17 protein-coding genes are annotated in these 24162 nt (G+C 71.1%); 6 read left to right on the top strand and 11 right to left on the bottom strand.

Annotated elements, in window-relative coordinates; translation table 11 throughout:
- The first annotated feature begins 73 nt into the window (after window positions 1-73).
- Window positions 74-838, top strand: a complete 765-nt coding sequence (locus JNW98_RS08860) for a hypothetical protein (protein WP_223767559.1) — start codon at window positions 74-76, stop codon at window positions 836-838.
- A gap of 6 nt (window positions 839-844) precedes the next feature.
- On the opposite strand, the gene JNW98_RS08855 is transcribed toward JNW98_RS08860, so the two are convergent.
- The 6 genes from JNW98_RS08855 to JNW98_RS08830 all read right to left on the bottom strand — a co-directional run bounded on the left by JNW98_RS08855 (window position 845) and on the right by JNW98_RS08830 (window position 13168).
- Entirely contained in the window at window positions 845-2008 is a 1164-nt protein-coding gene (locus JNW98_RS08855) for a hypothetical protein (protein WP_223767558.1), read from the bottom strand.
- A gap of 11 nt (window positions 2009-2019) precedes the next feature.
- Window positions 2020-2835, bottom strand: a complete 816-nt coding sequence (locus JNW98_RS08850; RefSeq protein ID WP_223767557.1) for a hypothetical protein — start codon at window positions 2833-2835, stop codon at window positions 2020-2022.
- 14 nt (window positions 2836-2849) lie between these two features.
- On the bottom strand, window positions 2850-6410 hold the full coding sequence (locus JNW98_RS08845; protein WP_223767556.1) for a hypothetical protein: 3561 nt from the start codon (window positions 6408-6410) through the stop codon (window positions 2850-2852).
- Window positions 6410-8821, bottom strand: a complete 2412-nt coding sequence (locus tag JNW98_RS08840; RefSeq protein WP_223767555.1) for a hypothetical protein — start codon at window positions 8819-8821, stop codon at window positions 6410-6412. The genes JNW98_RS08845 and JNW98_RS08840 overlap by 1 nt, the downstream gene beginning before the upstream one ends.
- Window positions 8822-8838: 17 nt before the next feature.
- The gene (locus JNW98_RS08835) at window positions 8839-11778 is read right to left on the bottom strand and encodes a DUF6603 domain-containing protein (RefSeq protein WP_223767554.1); all 2940 of its coding nucleotides are present in this window, start codon (window positions 11776-11778) and stop codon (window positions 8839-8841) included.
- A 157-nt stretch (window positions 11779-11935) separates the two neighbouring features.
- Window positions 11936-13168 carry a hypothetical protein gene (locus tag JNW98_RS08830; protein WP_223767553.1) on the bottom strand — a complete coding sequence of 411 codons (1233 nt, stop codon included), beginning with the start codon at window positions 13166-13168 and terminating at the stop codon, window positions 11936-11938.
- 352 nt (window positions 13169-13520) lie between these two features.
- Between JNW98_RS08830 and JNW98_RS08825 the strand changes: the two genes are divergently transcribed.
- Window positions 13521-15488, top strand: a complete 1968-nt coding sequence (locus JNW98_RS08825) for an endo-beta-N-acetylglucosaminidase (protein WP_223767552.1) — start codon at window positions 13521-13523, stop codon at window positions 15486-15488.
- A 4-nt stretch (window positions 15489-15492) separates the two neighbouring features.
- On the opposite strand, the gene JNW98_RS08820 is transcribed toward JNW98_RS08825, so the two are convergent.
- The 4 genes from JNW98_RS08820 to JNW98_RS08800 all read right to left on the bottom strand — a co-directional run bounded on the left by JNW98_RS08820 (window position 15493) and on the right by JNW98_RS08800 (window position 19594).
- Window positions 15493-16743 (bottom strand): hypothetical protein, encoded by a 1251-nt coding sequence (locus JNW98_RS08820; RefSeq protein WP_223767551.1) that lies wholly within the window; start codon window positions 16741-16743, stop codon window positions 15493-15495.
- A 2-nt stretch (window positions 16744-16745) separates the two neighbouring features.
- Window positions 16746-17990 (bottom strand): carbamoyltransferase N-terminal domain-containing protein, encoded by a 1245-nt coding sequence (locus JNW98_RS36555; protein WP_308015529.1) that lies wholly within the window; start codon window positions 17988-17990, stop codon window positions 16746-16748.
- A gap of 6 nt (window positions 17991-17996) precedes the next feature.
- Window positions 17997-19088: an asparagine synthase-related protein gene (locus tag JNW98_RS08805; RefSeq protein WP_223767550.1), complete on the bottom strand. Its 1092-nt coding sequence runs from the start codon at window positions 19086-19088 to the stop codon at window positions 17997-17999.
- 320 nt (window positions 19089-19408) lie between these two features.
- On the bottom strand, window positions 19409-19594 hold the full coding sequence (locus JNW98_RS08800; protein WP_223767549.1) for a hypothetical protein: 186 nt from the start codon (window positions 19592-19594) through the stop codon (window positions 19409-19411).
- Between the two features lie 671 nt (window positions 19595-20265).
- Here JNW98_RS08800 and JNW98_RS08795 point away from each other — a divergent pair.
- Together JNW98_RS08795 and JNW98_RS08790 are read left to right on the top strand one after the other, a co-directional pair.
- Window positions 20266-20490, top strand: coding sequence for a hypothetical protein (locus JNW98_RS08795; protein WP_223767548.1), 225 nt, complete (start codon window positions 20266-20268; stop codon window positions 20488-20490).
- Window positions 20491-20628: 138 nt separating this feature from the next.
- Window positions 20629-21255: a YigZ family protein gene (locus JNW98_RS08790; RefSeq protein WP_223767547.1), complete on the top strand. Its 627-nt coding sequence runs from the start codon at window positions 20629-20631 to the stop codon at window positions 21253-21255.
- A 40-nt stretch (window positions 21256-21295) separates the two neighbouring features.
- Here the strand turns inward: JNW98_RS08790 and JNW98_RS36550 are convergent, their stop codons facing one another.
- Window positions 21296-21784, bottom strand: a complete 489-nt coding sequence (locus JNW98_RS36550; protein ID WP_223767546.1) for a Pycsar system effector family protein — start codon at window positions 21782-21784, stop codon at window positions 21296-21298.
- Between the two features lie 423 nt (window positions 21785-22207).
- Here JNW98_RS36550 and JNW98_RS08780 point away from each other — a divergent pair, with 423 nt between their 5' ends.
- Window positions 22208-23365, top strand: a complete 1158-nt coding sequence (locus JNW98_RS08780) for an exonuclease SbcCD subunit D (RefSeq protein WP_223767545.1) — start codon at window positions 22208-22210, stop codon at window positions 23363-23365.
- Between the two features lie 70 nt (window positions 23366-23435).
- On the top strand, window positions 23436-24162 hold a 727-nt coding region (locus tag JNW98_RS08775), incomplete at its 3' end, for an AAA family ATPase (RefSeq protein ID WP_223767544.1).

Raw genomic sequence — 24162 nt, 5'->3', positions numbered from 1 at the left:
TGCGGTCACCGGGGTCGCCGGATATAGAGGAGGAGTCGGCAAGCAGGTCTCGGCAGAACGAAGGAGCGCAGCTGTGAGCAGCAATCAGTACGCCGCCTTCCCCGCCCACGCGGGGTTTCGCTACCACCCTGCCAACAGCATGAACAAGCAGGCCGTGTGGTCGATCTACTTCCTCAAGTGGACCAGCGAGGCCGGATTCTCGCTCCAGGAGCGTTACCTGGCGGCGGACGGCTCGTGGCTGGGTACGTGGGAGGACACCGATGGGGTCTCCCACTCGCCGTCCACGGACTACCACGCCATGACCGACAGGTGGCCCAAGCTGAAGAGTCCGCTGGGCAAAGCGCCTTGCAAGGGCCAGCGCCCGTGCGCCGCGCTGGTGTCCGAAGCCAGTCCTCAGGCCGGTCGGATCGACTTCTACCTGCTGCTGGAGACGCACTGGATCCACTATGTCCAAGAGCCCGACAAGGTTCCGGCGGATCCGACGACGGGCAAGATCGAGGGGTTGTTCTCGTGGCGCAAGGCGGCCGACAAACCAGGCCTCCTCACGGCCGCCGCCAACCTGATCTCCGACCCCGAGCAGGGCAGTTCCTGGGTCGCGCTGTTCACGGGGCTCACCTACCAGGTCTGCCAGTTCTTGGCGACCGGGAAGCCCGCCTCTCGGACCCTGACCGGTGTGCCGGCCACGGCGGTGGGCGCGAGCTTCGCCGGTCCCGACAAGGCCGTCTACCTTGTCGACATGGCACAGAAGAAGTACCGCCGCTGCCCGCTCGGCGCCTCGGTCAACGGGAAGACCACGCTCGCGGCGAGCGCGCCCAAGGATCTGCCCTCGGGCCTGTGAGACCGCTCACTGCCCGAGGGGGCGGTAGCCGCCGAACGGAACCCAGTGCAGGGTGAGGTGCCGTTGCCCGCCGTCGTACACGGGTGCGCCCAGGGCGACGCCGGTGCCGGTGGCCAGCGGGAGGGTCAGCGCTGTGCCGGTGGTGATCAGCCAGGTCTTGACACGGTGGCCGCCCGACACGGTCACCGGCAGCCTCATCTTCCCCCGGCCCGCGGATTCCCGGGTGGTACAGCGCACGATCAACAGACCGTCGGTGGCGGCGGTGCGGGTCCACGCGCTGAAGAAGGCGTCGAACTCCTTGCCGCTCAGGGTCTGTTGATGACCGTCAACGAGCCCGTCGGCCTTCTTCTCGTCGCCGGTACCGGTGAGAGCGACCTCGTCCAGCAGGTGCTGACTCCGGGCGGCGAGAAGGCCGATGGTGCCCCGGGCGGTGAGCGGGCCGGTGCGGGCCCGGCCCCGGCGGACGTGGACCTGGGCCCACTGGCAGTGCTGGACCTTGTTGACGGTAGCGGTGACCGCGAACACCACGGCCTGGTCGTTCAGCGGCTGACTCGTCCAGGAGTGGGCCTCGTATTTCGGATGGCTCTTCTTGCCGTAGGGGGTGCTGACGCCCGCGTACTCGAAGGTGTAGTCGGCCTGGGCGGTCTTGGGTTTGGTCAGCTGCCAGACCAGCCGCGTGCTCTTGTCCGGTTCCACGGTGATGGGGTCGGGGCGCAGCCGGGTGAAGGTGAACGCCTGGTCGCCCTTGCTGACGTTCCTGGGCCCGTCCAGGATCACCGGGTTCGTGGCGTTGCGGTAGACGGTGATGCGGCTGGTGCCGACGGCCGCGTTGATCGTGGTGTTCTCCAGGACGATTCTCTCCTCGTCGGCCCAGTTGCCCGAGCGGGAGCAGGTGAGAGTGGCCGTCGTCTGGTCCACGGTCATCTCGCTGGGCACGTCCCAGGCGTGTTGGTTGGTGCTGCTGGGGTTGGTGTTCCTGGCCCCGTCCGCAGTGGCCAGGTCCCCGGCCCCACTGCCCACCGGGAACTCGATGCAGATCGTCACCCCTTTGTCCGCGTCGTAGGCCTTGGTGGGCTGGAAGGCGATCTCGATCGTGCCGTCCTTGCCGACCTCCAGCGGATCGGGCGTGAAGTCGTATCCCTTGACCTGCAGCGGAGCCGGATCGGTCATGGTTCTCGCCTTCACGGCTGGACGGCGGTCAGCGGGATGCGGCCGCCGAAGGCGGTCCAGTGCATGGTCAGGGAGCGGGTTCCGGAGCTGTAGACGGGCTCGGTCATGTCCAGCCGCGTACCGGCGGCCAAGGGCAGGGTGAGCGTGGTGCCGGGGGTGATCCTCCAGTCCTTGGCCTTGCCCGCCGGAGGGGGAGCCGCTGTGTGAGCGGACACCCGGTCGCCCTGCACCGGAGGCGGCGGGGTGGTCTTGACGATCATGTGGTCGTCGGTGGCCGGTGTGCCGGTGCACTGGATGGTCAGCAGGCCGTCGGTGCCGGCCTTCTTGGCACGGGGGAAGATGTAGCCGAGCTTCTTCTTGTCGGTGGAGACGTCGTCGATGACGCCCTCCGCCCACTTCTCCCCCTGGGACACGAACAGCTTGGTGTCGTCGAAGAGGTACTGGGTGGTGCCCGCATCGGTGATGCTGACCGCGCCCTTGGCGTCCAGGTCGCCGAACTTCACCGCGGCTCCGGCGACGGGTACGGGTACGCAGGCGTGGTCCTGCCCGGCCTGGGCGCGCTGGGCGCTGAGGAGGAACAGCACCGTCCAGTCGTTCAGGGCCGGCGTCTGCCACGTGCTCCAGCCGTTCTCGACCTTGACCTGGCGCCCGAACGTGTCCTGGTCGATGGACGTGTAGGGGGTGGTGGGACCGGCGTAGCGCATGGTGTAGACGACGGGCTTGCCGTCGCTGATCTTCCACTTGAGCTTGGTGCCCTTGCCCGCCGCGGTTCCCGGGGGGTCGGCGTGCAGGCCGGTGATGGTGAAGGTCTGACTGCTGAGGTCCATGGCGCCTTCCGGGGTCAGCTCTGCGCGGCAGGAGTGGCGCCGGGAGCGGTGTCGGGTTCGTTTTCGGGTTCGTTTTCGGCAGTCTGGGGCAGGTAGTCGCGGACGTTGCGCAGGAAACCGGCACGGGCGACGGGCCGTTCGGGGGTGAGGTCGGCGTCGGCCGTGGCCGGGGTGATGGTGTGCGGCTGCCAGGACCGGCCGTCCGCGTGGGGCGGCTGGGTCCACTCCCAGGTGCCGGTCCAGCCGCTGGGACAGGGCATGACCACCTCGAACACCGTCTGCCCGGGGGCCGGAGGCCGGATCCGCGCGAGGATCGGCCCCAGCGCGAACGGCACCTTCAGCCGGGTCAGCGCGGGGCGGATGTGCTCCTCGTCCAGGCGCAGTCGGACCACCGGCAGGATGCCGGAGACGACCTGCACACTGCGCCACGGATCCATCAGCAGGGTCACCCGGTGGGTGTTCTTCGCCGAGGGGGCCTCGTCGCAGGGGCTGGCCGTGACGCGCAGGCCCGGGTCCTGGCTGTCGGGGTCCGTGTCGCGTACCCGTCGGACGTAGGAGGCGGGTCCGGGGAGCCAGTTGGTGTACGCCTCGGGGGCCCACACGGTGGTGGTGTCCTCCTCGTTGCAGTAGCCGATCAGTCCGTCCTCGGGCAGGTCCGCCTCACCCAGGCGCAGGGACCAGACGCAGTCGGAGAGCTTGCGGTCTCCCTCCTTGCCGAAGGACTCCTTGGCGCCGGTGGGGGGCGCGCCGTCCATCTGGAGCCGCAGGCCGGCGCGGACCACGGCGATGGGCCGTCCGGCGAGGACGGCGGCGTTGTCGTCCTCCCCGTCCTTGCGGTCCAGGTCGGTGAGTCTGTCGTCGATCAGCCGCAGCAGGTCCTCGAAGTCCGACACGCTCAGCGAGGGGCTACGGGCGAGGAAGGGATCCAGCAGGAGCCGAAGCGGGCGGGGCAAGTGGGGCCCGGCCTGCTCCCAGGTCTCGGCCGGCGGGCGCGGCGGCAGCGCCCGCCAGGCCAGGGTGCGCGCGTTCCCGGCGCCCTGCTGGTTGATCTGGACCTGGCCGAACGGCATGCCGCCGGGCGCGTAGACCAGCAGGGTGCGGTCGAGGCGGTTGACCTGGAGCCAGCCCCGGACCGGGTTGGCCGGATCGCCGAGCGGCGGCAGATCGGTGGCGGGGTCCAAGCCGTCGAAGCGCAGCCGGGTGGGGTGGATGATACGCGGCGGCAGCTCCGCGACGGTGTCCCGGTCGTGGTCCTCCTTGTCCAGGACGGTGTCGCTGGTGAGCGAGGTGGTGGGCGAACAGATGATCTTGCGGGACTTGACGTTGCCGTTGATGCCGCCGTGGATGATCTCCACGCTGCGTCCGAAGGCGTCCACCAGGGCGAGTTCGGCGAAGTTCAGCTGTCCTGCCCGTACCGGGGTGAACTCGGTGCGGCCGGAGTCGCCGGCCATGGGCTGGGGCGCCTCCGTGCTCGGATGGCTGCCGTGCTCCGGGTCGTGGACATGGGCCACGGGCAGCCGTTGACGGAACCAGGCGTTGACCCCGGACAGGGTCTGGCACAGCTGGTCCCCGTTGCCCAGGACCTCCGCCAGTTCCTCGAACGCGGCCTGCTGCTCGGAGGTGGCCGCCTGCTCGGCGCACCGCAGGGCGAGTCGACGGCCGGCGTACTGGGGCAGGGGGGTGAGCAGGCTCCTGCCGGCGATCTTCTCGCGGGCGCCGATCGCGGTCCCGGCGTCCCCCGACCACCGGTGGGCGGTGCCGTCGAACGTCCAGCAGGGGGACTTGTCCGCCTTGTGGTAGGCGATGCGGTGGCACCGAAGCTGCCAGTGCAGGTACACCGGGAGCCAGGGCATCCGCCACTGGCGGGTGTGCCGGCCGGCCGGGTCGCCGTTGGCCTTGAGGTACTTCTCCAGCTCGGTGGACCCCTGCCGCACCGGCTGGGCCGCCTGGTGCAGCAGGGAGAACTCCTTGAGCACCGCGGTGGCGGCGTCGCGTGCGTGGGCCGGCAGACTGGTGCGGTAGGCCTGGCCGGGCAGCGGGTCCTCCGGCTTGAGCTGGTTCAGCTTCGGTAGGGTGCGCGCGGCGGTGCGGCACGGCAGGGGGCCGCCGGTCAGCGGCTCAGTGACCTTGGTGCCTTCCAGCAGGACGACCGGATCACCGACCTCGCTGAACTCCTCCACCGGCACGGTGAACGCCTCCGGGGGAGCCTGCTTCAGCTTCTCGGCCGCTGCCCGGTAGTCCTTCAGTGCCGTGGCCAGCTCTCCCTGCCACGTGGTCTTCCACCGGGAGTGGACGGTGTCGTCGAAGTCCTTCCCCTTGTAGTGCCCCTTGTCCTTGAGGCCCTTGATCCACCACAGCTCGAACAGGTTGCGGCGCGCCCGGTCGAGCCGGCGCGCGGCCTCCTCCGCCGTGCGCTGGACCTCGTTGAGGTCCTGTGGTCCAGGGTGGGCCGGACGGCCCGGCAGGGCGGCGTCGGAGCGGCTGGTCCAGGTACGGCCGCCCGGAGTGCGGGTGAAGCCCCGGCGGTGCTGCTCCTGCTCGGTGCGGATCCGCGCCCCGGCGGTGGGCAGGTGCTCCAGCGTCTGGTGGTAGAAGGCGTTCAGGGCCAGCAACTGCTCGGCGGACTCCTGCGGATCGCCCTCGGGGTGTGCGGCGCGCCGGACGTCCAGGGTGTGCTTGGCGTCGGCCCACGACTGGCCGAACACGACGGTGATGTCGTCCCCCACGGGGATCTCGGAGCCGGTCCGCCCGGCGCCGGATGTCGCCGCGCCGTCCCAGACGACGCCCAGGGCCGTGCCGACGCACAGGGTCGACGCCTCACCGCCCAGGTCCTCGGTGACCGTCCACTGATAGCGGGCGAGCACCTCGGCCAGGTATCCGCCCATCGGCGGGGTCAGTGGATCGTGGCGGGGGTTGGAGACCCAGCCCAGCACCAGGTAGCTCAGGACGAGTTCCTGGTCGACCTTGGCGATGCCGGTGAGCCGGTCGTGGAAGGACAGCACGTTCTGGTTGTAGGGCTGGTACATGCTGAAGGCGGGCAGCCCCGGCCCTAGCGCGGTCAGGAACAGCTCGTCGTCCGGGCGCGGCTCGTTCCACGTCGTCGCGCCGGACTCCGGGCCGAGGTCGACGGCGCGGCCGATGTACACGGCTTCCGGGGCGCCGTCGCGGTGGACGATGAAGGGGCTGGTGGCCTTGTCCTTGCTCTTGTCCAGGAAGTCGCCGTCCACGATCCACGCCCGGTTGTGGGCCTTGTCCTTCGCGCGCCGCAGGACCAGCCACCGGTTGGGGATCAGCGGCCAGGAGAAGTCGTCCCCCTCGCCGCCTTCGCCCACCGCGCTGCCCCGGCGCAGTGCCTCCGGCAACCGCCATTGCACGTAGACGCCGTTCTTGCCGGAGTCCTGTTGCTTGTTGAACACCTCACGCTGGGTGTCCAGGGGGTTCTGGAACGTCTTCACCCGCTCGTATTTGGGTCGCCACCGGCGGAAGGGCTGGGCGATGCGCCGGGTTTGCGTGACGGCCAGGGCGTCGACCTGGAGCGGGACGAGGAGCGGCCGGGGGACGTCCTGGCTCATCATCAGCCTTTCGTGCGGCGGGTCAGGTGGAGCGAGAGCGGAGATCGGGTGAGCTGGAGGGCGAGTTGGGCGGGGGTGACCTTCTTGTCCCCGGCGGTGCAGCGCAGCTCCGTGCACAGGTCGGTCGTCAGGCCGGGCTTGGCGGTGGTGCCCGCCAGGCGGAGTACGTCCGGGTCACCACCGGCACGCTGGTGCAGGTGCTGTTCGGGATTGATCTTCAGCTTTCCGCCCGTCAGGGTGCCGACCTTGCCGGTGATGTTGCGCAACGCCACGGTCGGGTCGGGCCAGATGTCGGCGGTGCCGAAGTGGATGCCGTGGCCGGGCTCGCGGAAGGTGAGGGTGTCGGGGACGCCGTCGAACAGCATCATCAGCACGTCGCTGGTCAGCTCCCGCCGCAGCGCCGTCAGTACTCTGTCGTCCTCGCACGCCTCGACGAGCATGTCGGGGTAGGCGCCGACCAGGCGTGAGCTGAGCAGCAGCCCGGTCACCGGGGCGTCCGGCGACGGGAGGCACTCGCTGAGCGCGTCGGTGGCCTCCTCGTCCAGCCCGGTCCCGATCCCGACGCTCAGCGCCCCGTCCTGAAGGCGGGCGAGCCAGTGCGGATCCAGGTGGAACAGGCGCAGGCCCTCCAGGCTCGGTTGCCGCTTCCCTGCCGCCGCGGAGGGTTCCGCGTCGAGCAGCATGGACGCGTCGGGCACCAGGTAGTGGAACGGCACGCGGGTCAGCAGCATCGGCCAGGTCAGCGGCGCGCCTGGCGGCACCATGCCGTCGGTGCCCCGCGCGGGGTCGGGAGGGCACAGCAGGGAAAGGTCTTCCGCCTCCGGCTCGGCCACCTGGGGTGTCAGCACTCGCACCATCTGGTCCTGGACGACTTCGCGCACGCCGGGTTGGCGCCAGGCGTGCGACAGGCCCCGGGCCGCGGTCGGGGGTGGCGCCTCGGCGTGCGGCGGCGCCCCCGCGTCCGGGGCGGCGGTCAGCCGCTGGAGCAGGCCCTCGCCGAGCAGGCGCGCGAGGTGGGCCTGGCCGGTGGGCGGGCGGACGCAGGCCGCCAGCTCCTCGGGGGTGGCCCGGGGGCGGTGGCGCAGGTAGGCGTTCACCGCCTGAAGGGACCGGCAGACCTGGGCGCGGGCCCGGTTCAGTTCCCCGGACAGCTCGGGGTCGGCCAGCACGATCGCCCGGCCCAGCGCCCAGGCCGCGGCGTAGCTGATGTCGAACACCCCTTGCTTGGCGCAGTAGATGTGGCACTCCTCCGCGCTGCGGTAGCGGGTCGCCGGGGGGAGCGGCCGGGGCAGGGGCCGCGTCGTGAAGGGGGTCAGCGGTCCCCGGTACCAGGCCAGGGTGCGTTCGCCGGTGTGCAGCTGGTACTGGAGCGGTACGTAGCCGTGCGCCAGCCGCTCGACCGCCCCCCACGCGGCGGTGCCGGCCACCGGCTGTGCCCGCAGGTCGGTCTTCAGTGTCAGGTCGAAGTGGTGCGCGTCGGTGCGGGCGGGGGCGGCCAGGGTGCGCAGGGCGCGCTCGAAGTTCACCCCGGCGGCGTCCCGGCTGTCGAAGGACCAGCAGTGCAGCGAGATCATGCGCAGCGGCTTGGTGTCCGTCGTCTCTCCCGTGGCCCCGGTGGCGGTCTCCGGGGTGGCCTCGCCGGAGGTCTCCGTGGTCGGGAGGGCGGAGGCCCAGCCCTCGAGGGAGACCAGGTGCGCGACATAGCGGCCCGGGGCGCGCGGCAGGCGGTTGGACACCACCACGGAGAAGTCCCCCTCGACGATCTTCTCCCCGCGTCCGTACCAGGGGACCGCGCTCTTCTTCTTGCTCACGGTGCGGGTGTGCACCAGGTGGCGCAGCTCGCTTGCCCGGGGGGCGACCGCGGAGAACACGGCGGCCGGCACATCGATGCTGAAGCAGGGCGTGTCCCCCGGCGTGTCGATCTTCGACAGGGAGGGCCACCGCACCTTGGTGTCGGTGTGATCGGCGAACTCCTTCGCGGTGCGGGCCTGGCGCTTGCCGTCGGCGCCCGGGTCGCCGGGCAACTCCCCGGCGGCGAACAGCAGCACGGCCATCCACGGGTCGCGCGGCACGTCGGCGCTCTCCTCCGGCGCCACGGCGTTCGACGTGGACAGGGGACGGTCCCAGGGCAGCCACGCCTGGGCCAGGGTGACGTGCGGCAGCACGGTCTGGAAGTAGCCGGTCGCGTCCGGCGGCGGCACCTGCGCGTGCAGGGCGCCCTCCTCCAGGGCCACCTGTGCGCTGCGGACCTCGAAGTGGTGCTCGGCCGGCGGCAGCGCGTCGTCCGCTCCGCCGCCGGGCTTCTTCCAGACGTGCGACAGCTTCACCGTGTAGGAGCCGGGCGTGGCGCTGGGGACGCGCTGGTCCCGCAGGTCTACCTGCAAGGGCGCGCTCGATTCGGCGAACGTGGCCATGGGCGGGGGTCTCCGGTTCAGGCGTCGGCGAGCAGCAGAGGCGGTTCGGTCCAGCTCTTGAGCAGGAAGCCGGGGAAGGCGGTCAGTCCGGCGTCCTGCTCGGGCACCTCCACTCCCAGCCCGGCCAGGTCGCGGGCCAGGTTCCGGCGGGCGGCGGCGGTCTCCGCGAGGCTTTTGGCCACGGTGGCCCGGGTCGTGGCGTCCCCGCGTCTCGCGGGCGGGCCGCAGGGTGTGGTGGCCTTGGGCGGCAGGATGCGCTGTCCGCCCTCCAGCTCGATCGGGGTGGTGGTGAGGTCCGCCTCGTCCGCCACCAGGTGCTGCTTGGAGGGGCGGGGGGCGGGCGCGGTGACCCGCACACCGGTGAACGCGTTCTCCTGCTGCCTGGGGGTGTTCAGCGGCAGTCTCTGCCCGGTGTGGCGCTGGTACAGGGCGGTGGGCCGGTTGCTCGTCACCTTGGTGATCTGCCAGTACTGCTCCCGGGGGACGTCGTAGTCGGGCCGGCCGTCCTTGCGGATCTCCAGCGAGTGCCGCGAGGTCCGGCCCGCTCCCTCGTTGCCCATCAGCGCCAGGTCCCAGGTGCCGGCGTCGTCGGGGATCTTGTCCTTCTCCGGGTCCTGCCCCTCCCAGACCTTGCCGTTGACCCGCAGGTGGGTGATCGGACCGCTGGCGTCGGTGTCGAAGCTGAACCCGCTGGTGGCGTAGACGTCCTGGCCGCGGCCGGCCTGTGGCTCGCCGGCCATGGGCGTGGAGACCTTGTTGGCGACCTTCAGCGGGGAGGGGATCTGCCGCTGGAAGTCCTTCCACCCCACCTTGGGCCGGTCCTGCGGATAAGGCGTCCCGTAGGAGCCGTCGAAGTCGATCGCCCACAGGTGCACCGCCCACGACCCGCCGTGCAGCGTTCTGCCCTCGCTGTTCTCCACCCACCAGGCGGAGTACTGCACGGCGATCTCCGCGGAGACCTTGACCTTGATCGGTCCCACCCGGATGGTGGCCGCCACCCCGGCGCTGACGCCCACATCGGCCCGTACGAAGATCGGGTCCCACTCGCCCCAGGCGTCGATGTGCGCGTCCAGCCACCAGCGCCACCAGCCGCGGTCCTGGGTCACCGCGAGCGCGCCGCCCATCATCAGCGCCCTCGGCGTGCGGGCGAAGTAGAACTCGCCGCGGTAGACCAGCCCCCAGGTGTCCCAGATCAGCCCGATCCGGGGTACCTGCGGGTAGTGGTCGGGCGGCTTGAACGCCGGGCTGTAGCCGCCCGCGGTGAACACCACGTCCCCCGCGTGCTGCCCGGCGGTCCACCAGTACAGCGCGGCCCCGCCGGTGAGCTTGCACTCCTCGGCCAGGAGGTAGCTGTCGTCGGTCAGCGCGCACGCCGCGGCGAACAGGCCCTGGGCCCGCACGTACTGCACCAGGATCTGGAGCTCCACCCGCGTCAGCGGCTTGGGCTTCTCCTCGTCGCCCCGGGGCGCGACGGCGCCGCCGCTCTTGGCCTTGCTGCGGGGGGCCTCCAGCGACAGCAGCCCCATCAGGGCGACGGACAGCTCGTCACCGAACTCCACCAGGCCCAACAGCCGTCCCTGGACGGCCTCGGCGAAGGCCAGGTCCAGCCCGGCCGCCACCCAGTGCTGCCCGGGCTTCGGGGTCACCCACCGGTCGGCGTCGCCGGTACCGCACAGTTTCCGCAGCACCTCGTGGGGCTTGGTCGCCCCGTCCACCGATCCGGAGTCCAGATGGGTGAGGAACGGGAACGTCGACACCTGGTCCACCGGGGGCAGGCGCACGGTGCTGTTCATCCCGCCGCCCAGCATGAAGCCCTGCAAGGTGACCGGCCCCAGCGGCACCTTGAACCCGTTGGCGCTCAGGAACACGAAGAAGGAGTCGAACGCGGTGCCGTTCACCGGTGTGATCCGGGCATAGGAACCGGACAGGTTCAACGCCAGGGACGGTGTCGTCAGCGCCAGCATGCCGTCCAGCTTGAAGAAGCCCTGCCGCCAGGCCTCGGCGTCCCACAGCAGCGCCCCGGCGATCCGCAGGGCGTCGGGCTTGGCCGGATTGCTCCAGCTGACGCTCAGGCCCTCCAGCGGAGGCAGGATGTCGGCCGGCTTGAGGTTCTTCGACAGCGGCACCGTCAGCCCGGCTCCGATCAGCCCCACCTCCAGCCCGCCGCCGTGCAGACTCACCGTGCCGTCCACCGCGAGGCGCAGCGCGTCCGGTACGTCCTTCCCCGCCGGGTTCTTCTCCTTCGGCACGGCCGGCAGGTACATCACCGCGGCGCTCAGCCGGCCGCCGCGTTGGGCCACCGGCGCCTTGGGCGGGTCCTGGCCCGCCTGCACGTCGTCCTTCTGCGCGGCCGGCTTCCGCTTCAGCAGCCGCAGTTCCAGCGGGTCCATCTCCTTGCCGAACAGCTTGTACTCCACCGCCAGGTACGCGCCCGCCCCCCACGCCTGGCCCTCCTTGGCCGCGGGCACGGACGGGCACGTGGCGCACTCGCCCTCGATCAGCGCGTTCACGGACTCGCGCACGTCCTTGTCGAGGGCGGGGATGGTGGTGACCACGAGCAGGGCGCTGGTGAACTCACCGTTCACCACGTCGCCGACCAGCGGCAGCGACTCCAGCCTGGCCTCGGTGATGGAGAACTTCGCCAGCGCCACCGTCGTCCGCTTGGCCGGGTGCTTGGCGTCCAGGCCCACCGCCGACACCAGTGCCACCTGCGGCCGCATCGTCTGGGTGTCGCCCTTGCCCCACTCCGCCTCGCCCCACACCACGTATGCCTTGCTGTACTTGCCCGCCTTGTCGTAAGGCCCCTTGATCTGGCCCTTGGCCAGCTTCAACGCGAAGACGGGCGGGGTTGGCTGGTCCCCGGTGACCGAGGCCACATCCGCCTTGCCGTTGGCGATCTTCTCCAAGGTGCTCTGGTCGTCCCCCTCGGATCCGGGAGGGGGCGTGGTGTCCGCCATGGGGATGCCTCTCTCGGGTAGCGGTCGGCACGGGCGCGGGACCGGCCGCGGCATCGCCCGGCGGCTACGGCCATCAGCATCGCCCGCGGGTACCCGCCACGCACCCCGAAGCGGGCCGGACGGGTACGGCTCGGGCCGAGGAGCGCCCGAGCCGGGCCTAGTACTTCCACCAGGCGGCCATCGCGTGGAGCTTCACCCGGACCCACCAGCCGACCTCCCCACCGGGGAAGGCGGGGTCCCAGTCGCTGGGGGCGGTGCTGAGGGACGCCGTGGATCCCGACAGGTCGATGCGGGTGGCCTGGCGCACCTGGTGCTCCTTGGTGTGCGGGGCGTACTTGTTGCCGAGGTCGTAGACGTTGAAGTAGGAGACGCAGTAGACGGTGTTGCCGTCGGCGACGGGCCAGGGCTGGCCGCCCAGCTCGCCCACCAACGGGGTACCGGCCGCGAACGCCTCGATCTTCGCGAATTTCGCCTGGACGTCCGGCCGCTCCACTTCGCCGTAGAACACGCCGTAGGCGCCGGCTGCCGGGCTGTACCCATAGCGGACCCACTTGCCGTTGGCGGTGAACGCGGGGCGCCCCCAGGACTTCCAGTCCGCAGCGCCCTCGAACGACACTTCCTTCAGGTTGCCGTTCGGCACCGCCGTGTTGATCCGGAACATGCGGCCCTTCTCGTTCGGGTCGCCGCACCCGAAGGCGTACACGTACTTCCCCGGCACGATGCTTCCCTGGCTCTGCCCGTCCACCAGGGCCAGGTGGTTGCAGCCGGGAGTGTGGAAGGTGGGGGGCGCGGCCAGCGGCTCCGTGCCCGGCTGCGCCTTGCCGAGCTGGACCGCCACCACCCGCACACCGGCGGGAACGGCGGCCAGCACGTAGGCCACACCGTCGGTGCTGCCCCCGCCGCTCGCGGGCTTGGCGACGATGTCCAGGAACGGCAGGCCGATGTCGGCGTCGTCGATCTTGACGTTGATGGGATAGTTGGTGAACCCCTGCCCCACGCGCGTTCCGCCCACCGGCGCGCCGTAGACGTCGATGCCGCGTGTACCAGCCCTCGCGGCATACAACTTCCTGTCCAGCGGGGAGTAGTGGAAAGCCGCGTAAGCGGCCCCATTGCCGGTGAACGACGCCGTCTGGCCGTTGGCGCGGTACTCGAAGGAATCCCAGGCGAGGGCCCGGGAGACATAGACCAGACCGCTCGCCGTATCGCGGGTGATGTGGCCCAGGAGTTGCTCCGGGCGCGAGGCGACGGGTGTCGCGTCCTCGCCGCCCGGAAGCCCGGATGCGCTGAGCTGAGCGGTGGTGCGCTGCTTGCGGACGGACCAGTGCGGGGGCACGGAGGAGTACTGGCTGGAGCTGTCGCTTTCGTGCCGTCCGGAGGTAAGCGTGTACACGGAAGCCACGGTGAGGTTGTCGAGGCGGGTGAACCGCGAAGGTGACGTAGCAGAGACGGACGGGTTTCCCACGGGATCATTCCTCTCGTCGCGGTGTGGTGGTGAGAGATCCGCGCCGCCCGGAGGCCGCCGGTTCCCGCCGATCACACGATGGCGCAGCGAGGTCACCACCGCGCGCATTCACCCGGCGGTGAGCGTCGGGGCGTGGGCTGGAGGGCCCAGGCGCGGCCGAACGTCGTCCGGGAGGCGGAATCCGTTCGCGATCCGCGTGGCCTCCGACTCCACGGGGGAAACGATGACCTCGTGCGCCTCGGGCGAGAGGTGTGCCCTGTGCCGTGGAAGGAGTCCGCCGATGCCCGCATCGTCCGGCCAGTCCGATGAGATGCCCGGGTATCTGCCGGACATCTGTCCCTATGCCTCGACGTGGGTGCCTTCCACCTTGCTGGAGTGGAATCCGCAGGACGATCCGGACGCGGATTTCAACCGTTCCCGGACGCCGTTGGCGCGGCGGGTGCGGAACCTGCGGGTGAAAGCCAATCCCCATGCGCGCGAGGGGGCGCACCTGGCGTCCCTGGCCGAGTTCCACGAGACGTCGAACAACCCCTCGCAGGGCGCGCTGACGTGGCAGTACTACGCGTTCGGGTACTGGCAGTACGTCGATGTGCTGGTGATGTTCGGCGGTTCGCTGGACGAGGGGCTGATCCTGGCGCCGAACCCGACGATCATCGACGCGGCGCATCGCAACGGTGTGAAGGTCTACGGCACCGTCTTCTTCCCCGAGCAGGCGGCAGCAGTCCGGCATCTTGTCGACCTGGTGCAGGAAAAGGCCGGTCGCGCCGGTGTGACCTACCCGGTGGCGGACAAGCTGGTGGAGGTGGCCCTCGCCTACGGCTTCGACGGTTGGTTCATCAACCAGGAGGTCGACGCCTCGCACGTCGAGAAGATCGCCGACAAGTGCCGGGACTTCATGGCGTACGTCCGCGCCCGGGGCGCGGGCGCCGTGGAGGTCATGTGGTACGACGCGATGACCAGGACCGGCGCGGTGCGGTACCAGAACGCCCTGACCGCGGAGAACCAGATGTTCTTCCAGGACCAGGGCCGCCGGATCGCCGACTCGCTGTTCCTCAACTACTGGTGGACGGAGCGGGGGCTGGACGACTCGGCGGCTCTGGCCCGGAAGCTGGGGCGCGACCCCTACGAGCTGTACGCCGGCCTGGAAGTCGCACGGGGCAGCTACGACCTGCGGGGCATCTGCCCGCCGGACAAGGCGCACCGGGTCTCGGTAGGCCTGTATCCGGCACAGCGGGTATCCGTACCGCCCCTGCCGGAGATGCACCGGATGAACCTCGCGGAGTACTACCGCAAGGAGTCGGCGTTCTGGGTGGGACCCAACGCGGACCCGTCCGACACCGCCGGGGCCTCGGGCCATCCCGGAATCGCGCACTGCCTCCCGGAGCAGTCGCCGGTGTGCGAGATGCCGTTCGTGACCAGCTTCAACACCGGTCACGGCACCGCCTACTACGACCGGGGGACCAGGGTGCGGGACGGCGGATGGCACAGCCTGTCGCTCCAGGACATCCTGCCGACCTACCGGTGGATCATCCGCAGCGACGGTCCCCGGCTCACCCCGTCGCTGGACTTCGACGATGCCTACCACGGCGGCACCAGCCTGCTGCTGCAAGGCCGCATCGAGGACGGCAAGCCGAACCTGCTGCGTCTGTACCAGTCCGAACTGGCCGTGGCCCCCGGAACCCGTATCTCCGTGACCGCCAAGAGCGCCACCACCGACTCGGTGCACCTGAAGGCCGCACTGGCCCTCTCCGACGCCCCGGACGACTTCGTCCTGATCGATCTGGGAGCAGTGTCGTCGGCCGGCTGGCAGACCCTGACCGCCGACCTGAGTGCCTACCGGCAGCGGGTCATCACCCAGATCGGCCTGCACTTCAGCGTCACCCCCGACAGCACCGCCGCCGCCCACACCGCCATCCGCATCGGCCGGCTGGCCGTCCATCAGGACGAGTTCACCGCACCGGCGGCCCCCACCGGCGCCGCCATCGACGCGGTGGCGCACCTCCATGACCGCAAGGCGTTGCGCCTTCGATGGGTGGCGCCGGACCCCGGTGAGGGTGTGCACCACTGGGAGGTCTACCGCACCAACCCCTCCGTCTTCCTCGCCGCCACCACCAACACCGTCTGCTATGTCCCCGAAGTCCTGCGCCACGGCACCGAGAACCGCACGACGCTGAGCGTCGTGGCCGTGGGCCCCGACGGCCGGCCGTCCCAGCCGGCCTCGCCCGCTCCGGCCGTGACCTGGGACTGACGGCTCAACCCCACCAGGACAGCATGGTCGCGAGCATGGGCTGCCACTCCGAGTAGGAACCTCCCGTGTCGAATCTCCTCCTCGGGAAGTCAGGGGACCAGTGGCTTGGCGCGCATTCCAGGGCCGGGGTCGTTTTGGTGGCGTCCAGCTTCCAGGCGACGTCCAGGTTCTTGTACGCACCCCTGCACTCGGCGTCGTCCCTGAAGTTCGCGTGCTCGACGCAGTAGACAGTGTTGCCGTCGGCTACCGGCCACGGCAGCGCCACGGGCTGCCCCATCTGCAGGTAACTCTCGGTGAGAACGACAGGTGTGGCGTTGGGATTTTCCACACTGCCCAGCTGAATTCGCGCACTGTTGTCGGAGTCCACCGCGAGAACGGCCCACTTTCCGTTGGTGGTGACGGCCGGTCGTCCCCAGACCGACGCCACCCCGCCCGCGTTCCCCACCTTGCTCAGTTTTCCGTTGGCCACGGACGTGTTGAGCCGGTACATGCTGGGCCCCTCGCCGTACTTGCCGCTGGCGAAGACGTATTTGCCGACGCGGAGTGTGGAGTCGGAGTCCTCGCCGTCGGCGAGGGTGAGGTAGGAGCAGCCCGGCGTGGCATAGTGCGGCGGGGCGGCGCCGGGCTCCGGGGTAGTACCTCGGGGTTTGGCGAGCTGTGCGGCGAGGACATGCCGGCCCTTGTCGGAGTCGGCGAGCAGGTAGACGGTTCCGTCGGAGCCGCCGGACTTGCGGTTGGGGTTCGCGACCATGTCCAGGAGCGGCAACTTCAAGGAGCACCCGTCGACAGTGTGGTCGACGGTGTACTTGGTCGGTGCGGTGCCGATCCGGGTTCCGCCGCTGGGAGCCCCGTACACGTCGACGGTGCGTACGCCGTAACGAGCGGCGTACAGCTTCTGGTCGATCGGCGACCAGTACATGGCGCCGTAGTGATCGCTTCCGTTGGTGAATTCCTTGGTCGTGCCGTCGGACTTACGTTCGTAGCTCTTGCCGTTCTGGCTGTAGTAAAAGAGGTTGTTGGCGGCATCCCGGGTCATGTAGGAGGGATGGCTTCTGTACTTGTTGGTGATGAGATTGCAGTTCGTCCGCTCGTAAGGACCCGACTTCTGGCTGCTCGTCGTCTGACGGCGGATGGCCGGCGTCGTGGTGTTGTACGGACCCTGGGACAGGAGGAAATCCCCGTAGTCGGTAGCGAGGTGCAGTTTGTCCAGGCGCTGGAACCGGCTGCCGGCGGTGGTGCAGGGGGATGCGTTCATGGTCATGCTCCTTCTGTTGTCGCTGTCTTCGTGACCAGGTGACCGCCGAGGGCCAGGGCGTCCAGGGGGGTGGAGGTGCTGGGAACGCGGTGGAAGTCCAGGGCGGCGCGGATGTCGTCGTCACTGAAGGCCGGGCCGAGTGCCGTGCCGGACAGGGCGGGGCCGGGGACCCCGAGCCATTCGCGTCGGCGGGCGCACTCCAGTGCGGCGCCGATGGCGGTACCGGCGTCACCCGCGGCGGGCTGGACGAACAGGTCGTCGGCCCCGCTGTGGCGGTACAGCTCTCCGTTGGCCGCGCAGTTCAGACCGACGCCACCGGCCAGGCACAGCCGGGTGGTGCCGGTTTCGGCCAGCGCCCGGCGGGCCAGGGCGAGCAGACACCGTACGAGGGTGTGCTGCGCCGAGGCCGCGAGGTCCGCGTGGCCGGGCGTGAAACCGGTGTCGGAGACCATGCGGCCGCTCGCCGCGTCATAGCGGTGGGTCCGGCGGTGGGCGGGCACCCCGACGTCCGTGAACGCCTTGCCGTAGGCCCGCTTCAGAGCGTGGTAGTAGTCCAAATGTCGGTAGTCGGCCGCGGTTTCCTCGGCGCGGCCGAGTCCATAGCGTGAAAGGTCGATGCGGTATCCGTCCTCGTCGGCTCGCAGGCAAGGGAATTCATGAACGGGCCGGCCGTAGGCGGCGAGCCCCATGAGCTTTCCCGCACTGGTCCACTCTCCGATTCCGAGGTGTTCGGTGACCGTCTCATAGAACCACCCGAGAGACTGAGTGAACGGATACTGGTGCAGCAGACGAAGGCCGTCAGGAGTGCCGTGGTAGATGCTGGTCGCCGCCGCGTCTCCGGCACCGTCCACGACGAGCACCGCGGCGTCCGGAAACCCGGAGGGGTAGAAGGCCGAGGCGGCGTGCGCCAGGTGGTGGTTGACGACCGTCAGCCGCCGCGGCACATGGCCGTGGAAGAACGACGGGTGGAGCAACTCGACCACCAGCTCCCGGTCCGTGGTGCTGTCGAGCGGTTCGGGCCAGTGGGGGTTCCAGGCGATCGCGATTTCGTCGATGTCCTCCAGGCGCAGCCCATGCCGGGCAAGGCAGTAGGCGGCGGACTGCGTGGACGAGCGCGAGTAGGCGTTGTGCTTGGTGCGGGTGAACCGCTCCTCTTCGGCGAAGGCCACGATCGCACCCTGGCCGTCGACCAGGCAGGCGGAGGCGTCGTGGTAGTACGGACCGCCCAGTCCGAGAACGTATCCCATGACGGCTCACCTCTGTTCAGCGGGACGGTGTCGGGTCGGGCGGCGTGCGCCACTCGTCAGGTAGGTGTCGTAAGGAGACACGGCGTGTGCACAGCGGGTGGACGGGCCAGATGCCGCGGCGGAGGTAGAGGGCCGAGCCGACTGCGGCGGTCTGCACCGCGGACGGCGCCACGTACCAGTGCGGAGCCATGTCGAACGCGGTCGCCGGGTCCGCCACCACATCGCCCAGTGAGCCGGCGGCGGCGTGGGAGAGATGTCCCGGGACACTGAACGCGGGCGTCGGCGGTGCCGGGGGGACATCGTCGTCCATACGGACGGGGCCGTCCTCGGGGTGCGGGATGCACAACTCGTCGCCGCCGAAGCCGGTGAAAGCAAGCGGATGCCGTCCGCGGCGGCGGTCGCGCGCAGTGCGCCGAGCGCCTCGTGGTAGCACTCCTCCCAGGGGACGACGCCGCGCGCCAGAGCCCGCTCGCTCATCGGGGCCAAGGGCGGGTCGGCGCCGAGCGGCCGGCTGGTGTCCACCAGTGCGTAGCGGCGGATCAGTTCGGCGCGCCGGGCCCGCTGCTCCGTTCGGCCGGCATCGGGCATCACCAGCCCGTAGGTGCGCAACGGCCGGTCGACCAGCGACGCCGCGGCGGCTGTGACCAGGCCGGAGTCCAGTCCGCCACTCAGTTCCGCTGCGGCCCGGTCGCCGTCGGCCGCACCGCCGACGCCGAGCCAACGGCGCATCGAGGCAGTCAGTGCGTCCCAGTACGCACCGGGCACGTCACCGCCCGGGACGAGCCGTCCCACGTGGGGCAGGGGCACCGGGGGCGGGTAGGAGCCCCGCAGGGCTTCCGCTGCCCCGTCGCCGACCGGCCACGTCGCGCAGGAACCCGCGCTGAGCAGCCACATGTCGCGGAAGAGCGTGCGGCGTGAGTACGGAGTTTCGAACCAGGCCAAGAACGCCGCGGCGCGCAGCCAGTCCAGGCAGTCGTCGTCCAGCAGGGCATAGAGACGGCTCGGGTCCCAGTGGGCGTGTACCTCCTCGCCCCTGGCGACGGCGAAGACCGGGCCGGTTCCCCACGGCCCGCTGTGGACGGACAAGGTGCCCGGCACACCGTCCGGGGCTCCCGCCCTGATCACCGTGGTGACCGATTGCAGTGGCCACGCACGTGCCTCGGACAGCGCCTGGTTCCACACCCGTACCGGAAAGCGATGGCCCCCGCTCCTTCCCGTACCGGGGTGGCGAAGGCCGGCGGGCGCGTCGGCACACCGTTCGCGGACCGTCAGGAAGAAGCGTCCCGGCGCCGTGGCCGCGATCTCCTCCAGCGCGGGATGGCGCAGAGGTCTCAGATGACTGCGGCCGGCCGACCACCCATCGGGGGTCGGCCGCCACACGCGCCCGAGATCATCACGGTGCAGGCGGAACCGGAGCATCAGCCGTTCTTCTTGGCCTGTGCGTCTTTGTTGCCGGATGATTTGCCCATGGTGGGCGAGTAGACGGGCACATCAGCGGACGCCCCCGGCTCCTCCGGTACGAACAACTCGTCGGCGGTACCGGTCAGTTCATCAGTGGCGTCCCGATCCCGGGTTTCTTTCCACCCTGCTTTTTCCCGCGTCATGCCTACCTCCTGGATTTCCGGTCGTGATGTGCCTAGTGCCCGCCTATTGACTCTCGGCGGCGAGAAGCGGCCCATGCCCTCCGGGAGGCGCACTGTGGCCAGTCACCTCGACCTGGGCGGGCGCCCACCTCGGCGTCCCGATCGCTCACCGAGTTCCGTGACTCGTGATGCTGTAGAACTCGGATCGGGAGAGAGGCGGTCCGCGCGTTCCCGATTGCATCGGTGACGGAAGAGGACGGGGTTGATCTCCTTTTCCGTTCCCTTGCGACGGGCGAATGGGCCCCTGCCATCATCACTCCGTCGTGCTGAGCCTGCACCCCGGTGAGTTCCTGCTCCGCGTCCGGCACCCGGGCGCACCGGGCGCGGGCGGCCTCGTCCATGAAGACCGGAAGCCGGCGGACGCCCCCGAGCGCCGCGGTCGACAGGCCGCCGTCACACACCGGCAGTAGAAGCACGGACCGCCTCAACTCGCCGACCGGAACCCGAGGGTCGCCCTCGCCCGATCGTCGCTCCGCCGCCGGTGGGCCTCCGTCGGCCGCGGGGGTGGTGAGCGTCGGACGCGTGTGCCCCGGCCGCGCTCCGAGCCGCCGGGGGAGTGGAGGTGGGGAGCGGCGGTGACCTGGAATGCATGAGGTACGTCCCCCGACGGCTCTGTCTCATCCGGAGGCGGCATGAAACGTGTCCACCGTTGTCTCGTCGTCGCTCTGCTCACCGCGTTCGCCGTCCTGGGCGGGGTGTGGCCCGCCTCCGCGCAGGCACAAGGCGTCGGCGCGGCGGCCGCCGGGGCCGCGCAAGGGGTGGGTCAGGCGGTCTCGCGCACCGTTCAGGGGCTCGGGAAGGCCCTGCAAGGGATCGGCGGAGGCGTGGCGCAGGGGGCCGCGGGCATCCTCGGCTGAGCGGTGACCGGACGTCTCTCCGGGGGCCGGCCCCGGCCCCGGCCGCGGCGCCCGCGACCGGCCGCAGCCGCCCGGAGCCGCTCGTATAGCCTGTTTCGGCAGGTCGGAGCCGACGACCCGGCGACCGGGAAGGGCAGGATGCAGGACGCGTACCGAACCGTGGCCCATGAAGGTGTGCACGAGATCGAGATCAGCAGGTCGCGCTTCATCTGCGCGCTCGCGCCCGCCGCCACCGAGGAGGAGGCGCAGGCGTTCGTCGCGCGCATCCGCAAGGAGCACCCGACGGCGCGGCACAACTGCTTCGCGTACGTCCTGGGGGCCGACGGGTCGGTGCAGAAGGCGAGTGACGACGGGGAGCCCGGTGGCACGGCCGGAGTGCCAATGCTTCAGATGCTGGTGCGCCGGGAGATGCGGTACGTCGTCGCCGTCGTCACCCGGTACTTCGGCGGCATCAAGCTCGGCGCGGGCGGGCTGATCCGCGCCTACGGGGGAGTCGTCGGCGAGGCGCTCGACGCGATCGAGACGGTGACGCGCCGGCGGTACCGGCTCGCCACCGTCACCGTCGACCACCAGCGCGCAGGCAAGCTGGAGAACGAGCTCCGGGCGGCGGGGCTTACGGTGCGCGAGGTGTCGTACGGCGCGGGTGTGACGATCGGGATCGGGCTGCCGGACTCCGAGGTCGAGCCCTTCCGGGCCTGGCTCGCCGACGCCACGGCCGGGACGGCGGTGCTGGAGCTCGGGGACGAGGCGTACGGGGAGGCGTAGCCGTCAGCCATCGGTCGGGCCCGTCCTCGTCTCGTCCTCGTCACGTCAAGGCCGCCGCCGCGCCCACGCCCGCTGTGCCGGCCGCCGCGCACACGAGGGACCAGCGCACGTAGACGTGTTTGCGCCACGCGATCCGGCTCATGACGACGAGCTCGCGGCTCAGCGCGGGGAGCGGGTCCGCCTCCCGGAGCCGGTACTCCAGCGCGCCGGGCTCCCAGTGGCGCAGGTGGCCGAAGTAGACGAAGCGCTCCTCCGCCGGGCCCGGCACGTCCGCCCGGAGGCTCGGCGCGACCGCGAGCACCGCGCAGGCCAGGCCGACGACGAGCGCCGCGACCCCCGCCCACAGCAGCACCGTCGCGACCCCTCCCGCGCGGCCGAGGCTCCGGCCCGCGCCCGCCGCCAGCCCCAGCACCAGGAGGACGGTCGACTGGGCCGTGAGGGCGAACGACGCCTTCGCGTCCGCCTTGCCCGTCCAGTCGGACAGGGCGGCGTGCAGTCTCCAGGCCGTGTCCTGGGGGGTTTCCGGCACAGGCACCTCGCTCCTCTTCCTCCGCTCCGGGTGATCGTCCCCCGGTGCCGGACGTTCCGCGGACCCCGCGCGGGAAGCTGACCGAAAGCCCGCGAAGACCGGCAGCTTTTCGCCCGTGCGACAACCGGCTGCGACCGACTGCGACCACTGGCTGCGACCGCTGGCTGCGACAACCGACTGCGACGGCTGACGGAGAGCGGTGTCCCGGACCGCGAGCGGCGTGCTCCCGCCTGCGGTCCCCGGCGCCGCCGCCGGATGCGAGACTGTGGGGCGGCCCGGACACCCGGGGCGGGTGTGCCGTACGGCAGCGGCCCGTACGACAGTGACCCGAACGGCCGGACGACGGTGACCCGTACGGCCGAGGTCACGACAGGCAGCAGGAACAAGGGGAGCCGAGGAGAGCATGGGGACGGGAGCCGACGCGTGAGACTGCTGCATACCTCCGACTGGCACCTCGGCCGCTCCTTCCACCGGGTCGGCCTCCTCGACGCCCAGCGCGCCTTCCTCGCGCACCTCGTCGACACCGTGCGCGAGCACGCCGTCGACGCCGTGCTCGTCGCCGGCGACGTCTACGACCGGGCCGTGCCGCCGCTCGCCGCCGTCGAACTGTTCGACGACGCCCTGCACCGGCTCGCGGAGACCGGCGTGCCCGTCGTCATGATCTCCGGCAACCACGACTCAGCCCGCCGGCTCGGCGTCGGCGCCGGGCTCCTCGGCCGGGCCGGCGTCCACCTGCGCACCGACCCCGCCGGCTGCGGCACCCCCGTCGTCCTCGCCGACGCCCACGGCGACGTCGCCCTCTACGGCCTGCCCTACCTCGAACCCGCGCTCGTCCGCACCGCCCTCGACGCCCGGGGCGCCGGGCACGCCGCCGTACTGGAGGCGGCCATGGACCGGGTGCGCGCGGACCTCGCCGCCCGGCCGGCCGGGACGCGGTCCGTCGTCCTCGCGCATGCCTTCGTCGCGGGCGGCGCGGCCAGCGACAGCGAACGCGACATCACCGTCGGCGGGGTCGCCGCCGTACCACCGGAGATCTTCGACGGCGTGGACTACGCAGCCCTCGGCCACCTCCACGGCTGCCAGACGATCACCGACCGCGTCCGCTACTCCGGCTCGCCGCTCGCCTACTCCTTCTCCGAGGCGACCCACCGCAAGACCATGTGGCTCATCGACCTCGCCGCCGACGGCACGGTGACCGGCGAGCGGATCGACTGCCCCGTACCCCGCCCGCTCGCGCGGATCCGCGGCCGGCTGGACGAGCTGCTGGACGACCCCGCCCTCGACCGGCACGAGGACGCCTGGGTCGAGGCAACCCTCACCGACCCCGTCCGCCCCAAGGACCCCATGGCCCGGCTGGCCGACCGCTTCCCGCACGTCCTCAGCCTGGTCCTGGACCCCGACCGCGCCCCCGAGGACCCCCTCGCCTCGTACGCCCGCCGGCTGCAGGGCCGGACCGACCGGCAGATCGCCGAGGACTTCGTCGCCCACGTCCGGGGCGAGGGCCCCGACGCGGCCGAGCGCGTCCTGCTGACCGAGGCCCTCGACGCCGTCCGGGTCGCCGCCGCCGAGGGGGAGCGATGAGCCCGCGCAGCCGGGAGACCGGCACCGGCCGGTACGCCATCTCCGGTGAACCCGCCACCGAGGGGGAGCGATGAGACTGCACCGCCTGGAGATCACCGCCTTCGGCCCGTTCGCCGGCACCCAGCGCGTCGACTTCGACGACCTCTCCGCCGCCGGGCTCTTCCTGCTCCACGGACCCACCGGCGCCGGCAAGACCTCCATCCTGGACGCCGTCTGCTACGCCCTCTACAACGGCGTCCCCGGCGCCCGCCAGAACAGCGGCCCCGGGCTGCGCAGCGACCACGCCGCGCCGGACACCCTCACCGAGGTCGTCCTCGAACTCACCGTGGCCGGGCGGCGGTTGGAGCTCACCCGGCGGCCCGAGCAGCCGCGCCCCAAGAAGCGGGGGAGCGGCTTCACCCGCGAGAAGGCGTACAGCGCCCTGCGCGAGCTGCGCGACGGGCAGTGGCACGGCCTCAGCCGCTCCCACCAGGAGATCGGCGAGGAGGTCAAGCAGCTGCTCGGGCTGGACCGGGAGCAGTTCTGCCAGGTCGTCCTGCTCCCGCAGGGCGACTTCGCCCGCTTCCTGCGCGCCGACGACACCGCCCGCGCCGGGCTGCTGGGCCGGCTCTTCGACACCCGCCGGTTCGGCGCCGTCGAGAGGCGCCTCGCCGAGCTGCGCGGCGCCGCCGAGACCCGGGTGCGGACGGGCGACGAGCGGCTGCTCGCGCTCGGTCACCGGATGCGGCAGGCCGCCGACGACCCCTCGCTGCCCGAGGTCGGCACCCCCTCGCCCGCCACCGCCGCCCCGGCCCGCG

Source organism: Streptomyces huiliensis, assembly GCF_020037025.1.
GTDB classification, from domain to species: Bacteria; Actinomycetota; Actinomycetes; order Streptomycetales; family Streptomycetaceae; genus Streptomyces; species Streptomyces huiliensis.
This window is presented reverse-complemented; position numbering and strand designations above follow the sequence as displayed.

Bases quoted from the DNA above. Each gene is read 5' to 3' on its own strand.
- JNW98_RS08855 (WP_223767558.1), bottom strand. From the start codon at position 2,008: ATGACCGATCCGGCTCCGCTGCAGGTCAAGGGATACGACTTCACGCCC.
- JNW98_RS08850 (WP_223767557.1), bottom strand. From the start codon at position 2,835: ATGGACCTCAGCAGTCAGACCTTCACCATCACCGGCCTGCACGCCGAC.
- JNW98_RS08845 (WP_223767556.1), bottom strand. From the start codon at position 6,410: ATGATGAGCCAGGACGTCCCCCGGCCGCTCCTCGTCCCGCTCCAGGTC.
- JNW98_RS08840 (WP_223767555.1), bottom strand. From the start codon at position 8,821: ATGGCCACGTTCGCCGAATCGAGCGCGCCCTTGCAGGTAGACCTGCGG.
- JNW98_RS08835 (WP_223767554.1), bottom strand. From the start codon at position 11,778: ATGGCGGACACCACGCCCCCTCCCGGATCCGAGGGGGACGACCAGAGC.
- JNW98_RS08825 (WP_223767552.1), top strand. From the start codon at position 13,521: ATGCCCGCATCGTCCGGCCAGTCCGATGAGATGCCCGGGTATCTGCCG.
- JNW98_RS08820 (WP_223767551.1), bottom strand. From the start codon at position 16,743: ATGAACGCATCCCCCTGCACCACCGCCGGCAGCCGGTTCCAGCGCCTG.
- JNW98_RS36555 (WP_308015529.1), bottom strand. From the start codon at position 17,990: ATGGGATACGTTCTCGGACTGGGCGGTCCGTACTACCACGACGCCTCC.
- JNW98_RS08800 (WP_223767549.1), bottom strand. From the start codon at position 19,594: ATGACGCGGGAAAAAGCAGGGTGGAAAGAAACCCGGGATCGGGACGCC.
- JNW98_RS08795 (WP_223767548.1), top strand. From the start codon at position 20,266: ATGAAACGTGTCCACCGTTGTCTCGTCGTCGCTCTGCTCACCGCGTTC.
- JNW98_RS08790 (WP_223767547.1), top strand. From the start codon at position 20,629: ATGCAGGACGCGTACCGAACCGTGGCCCATGAAGGTGTGCACGAGATC.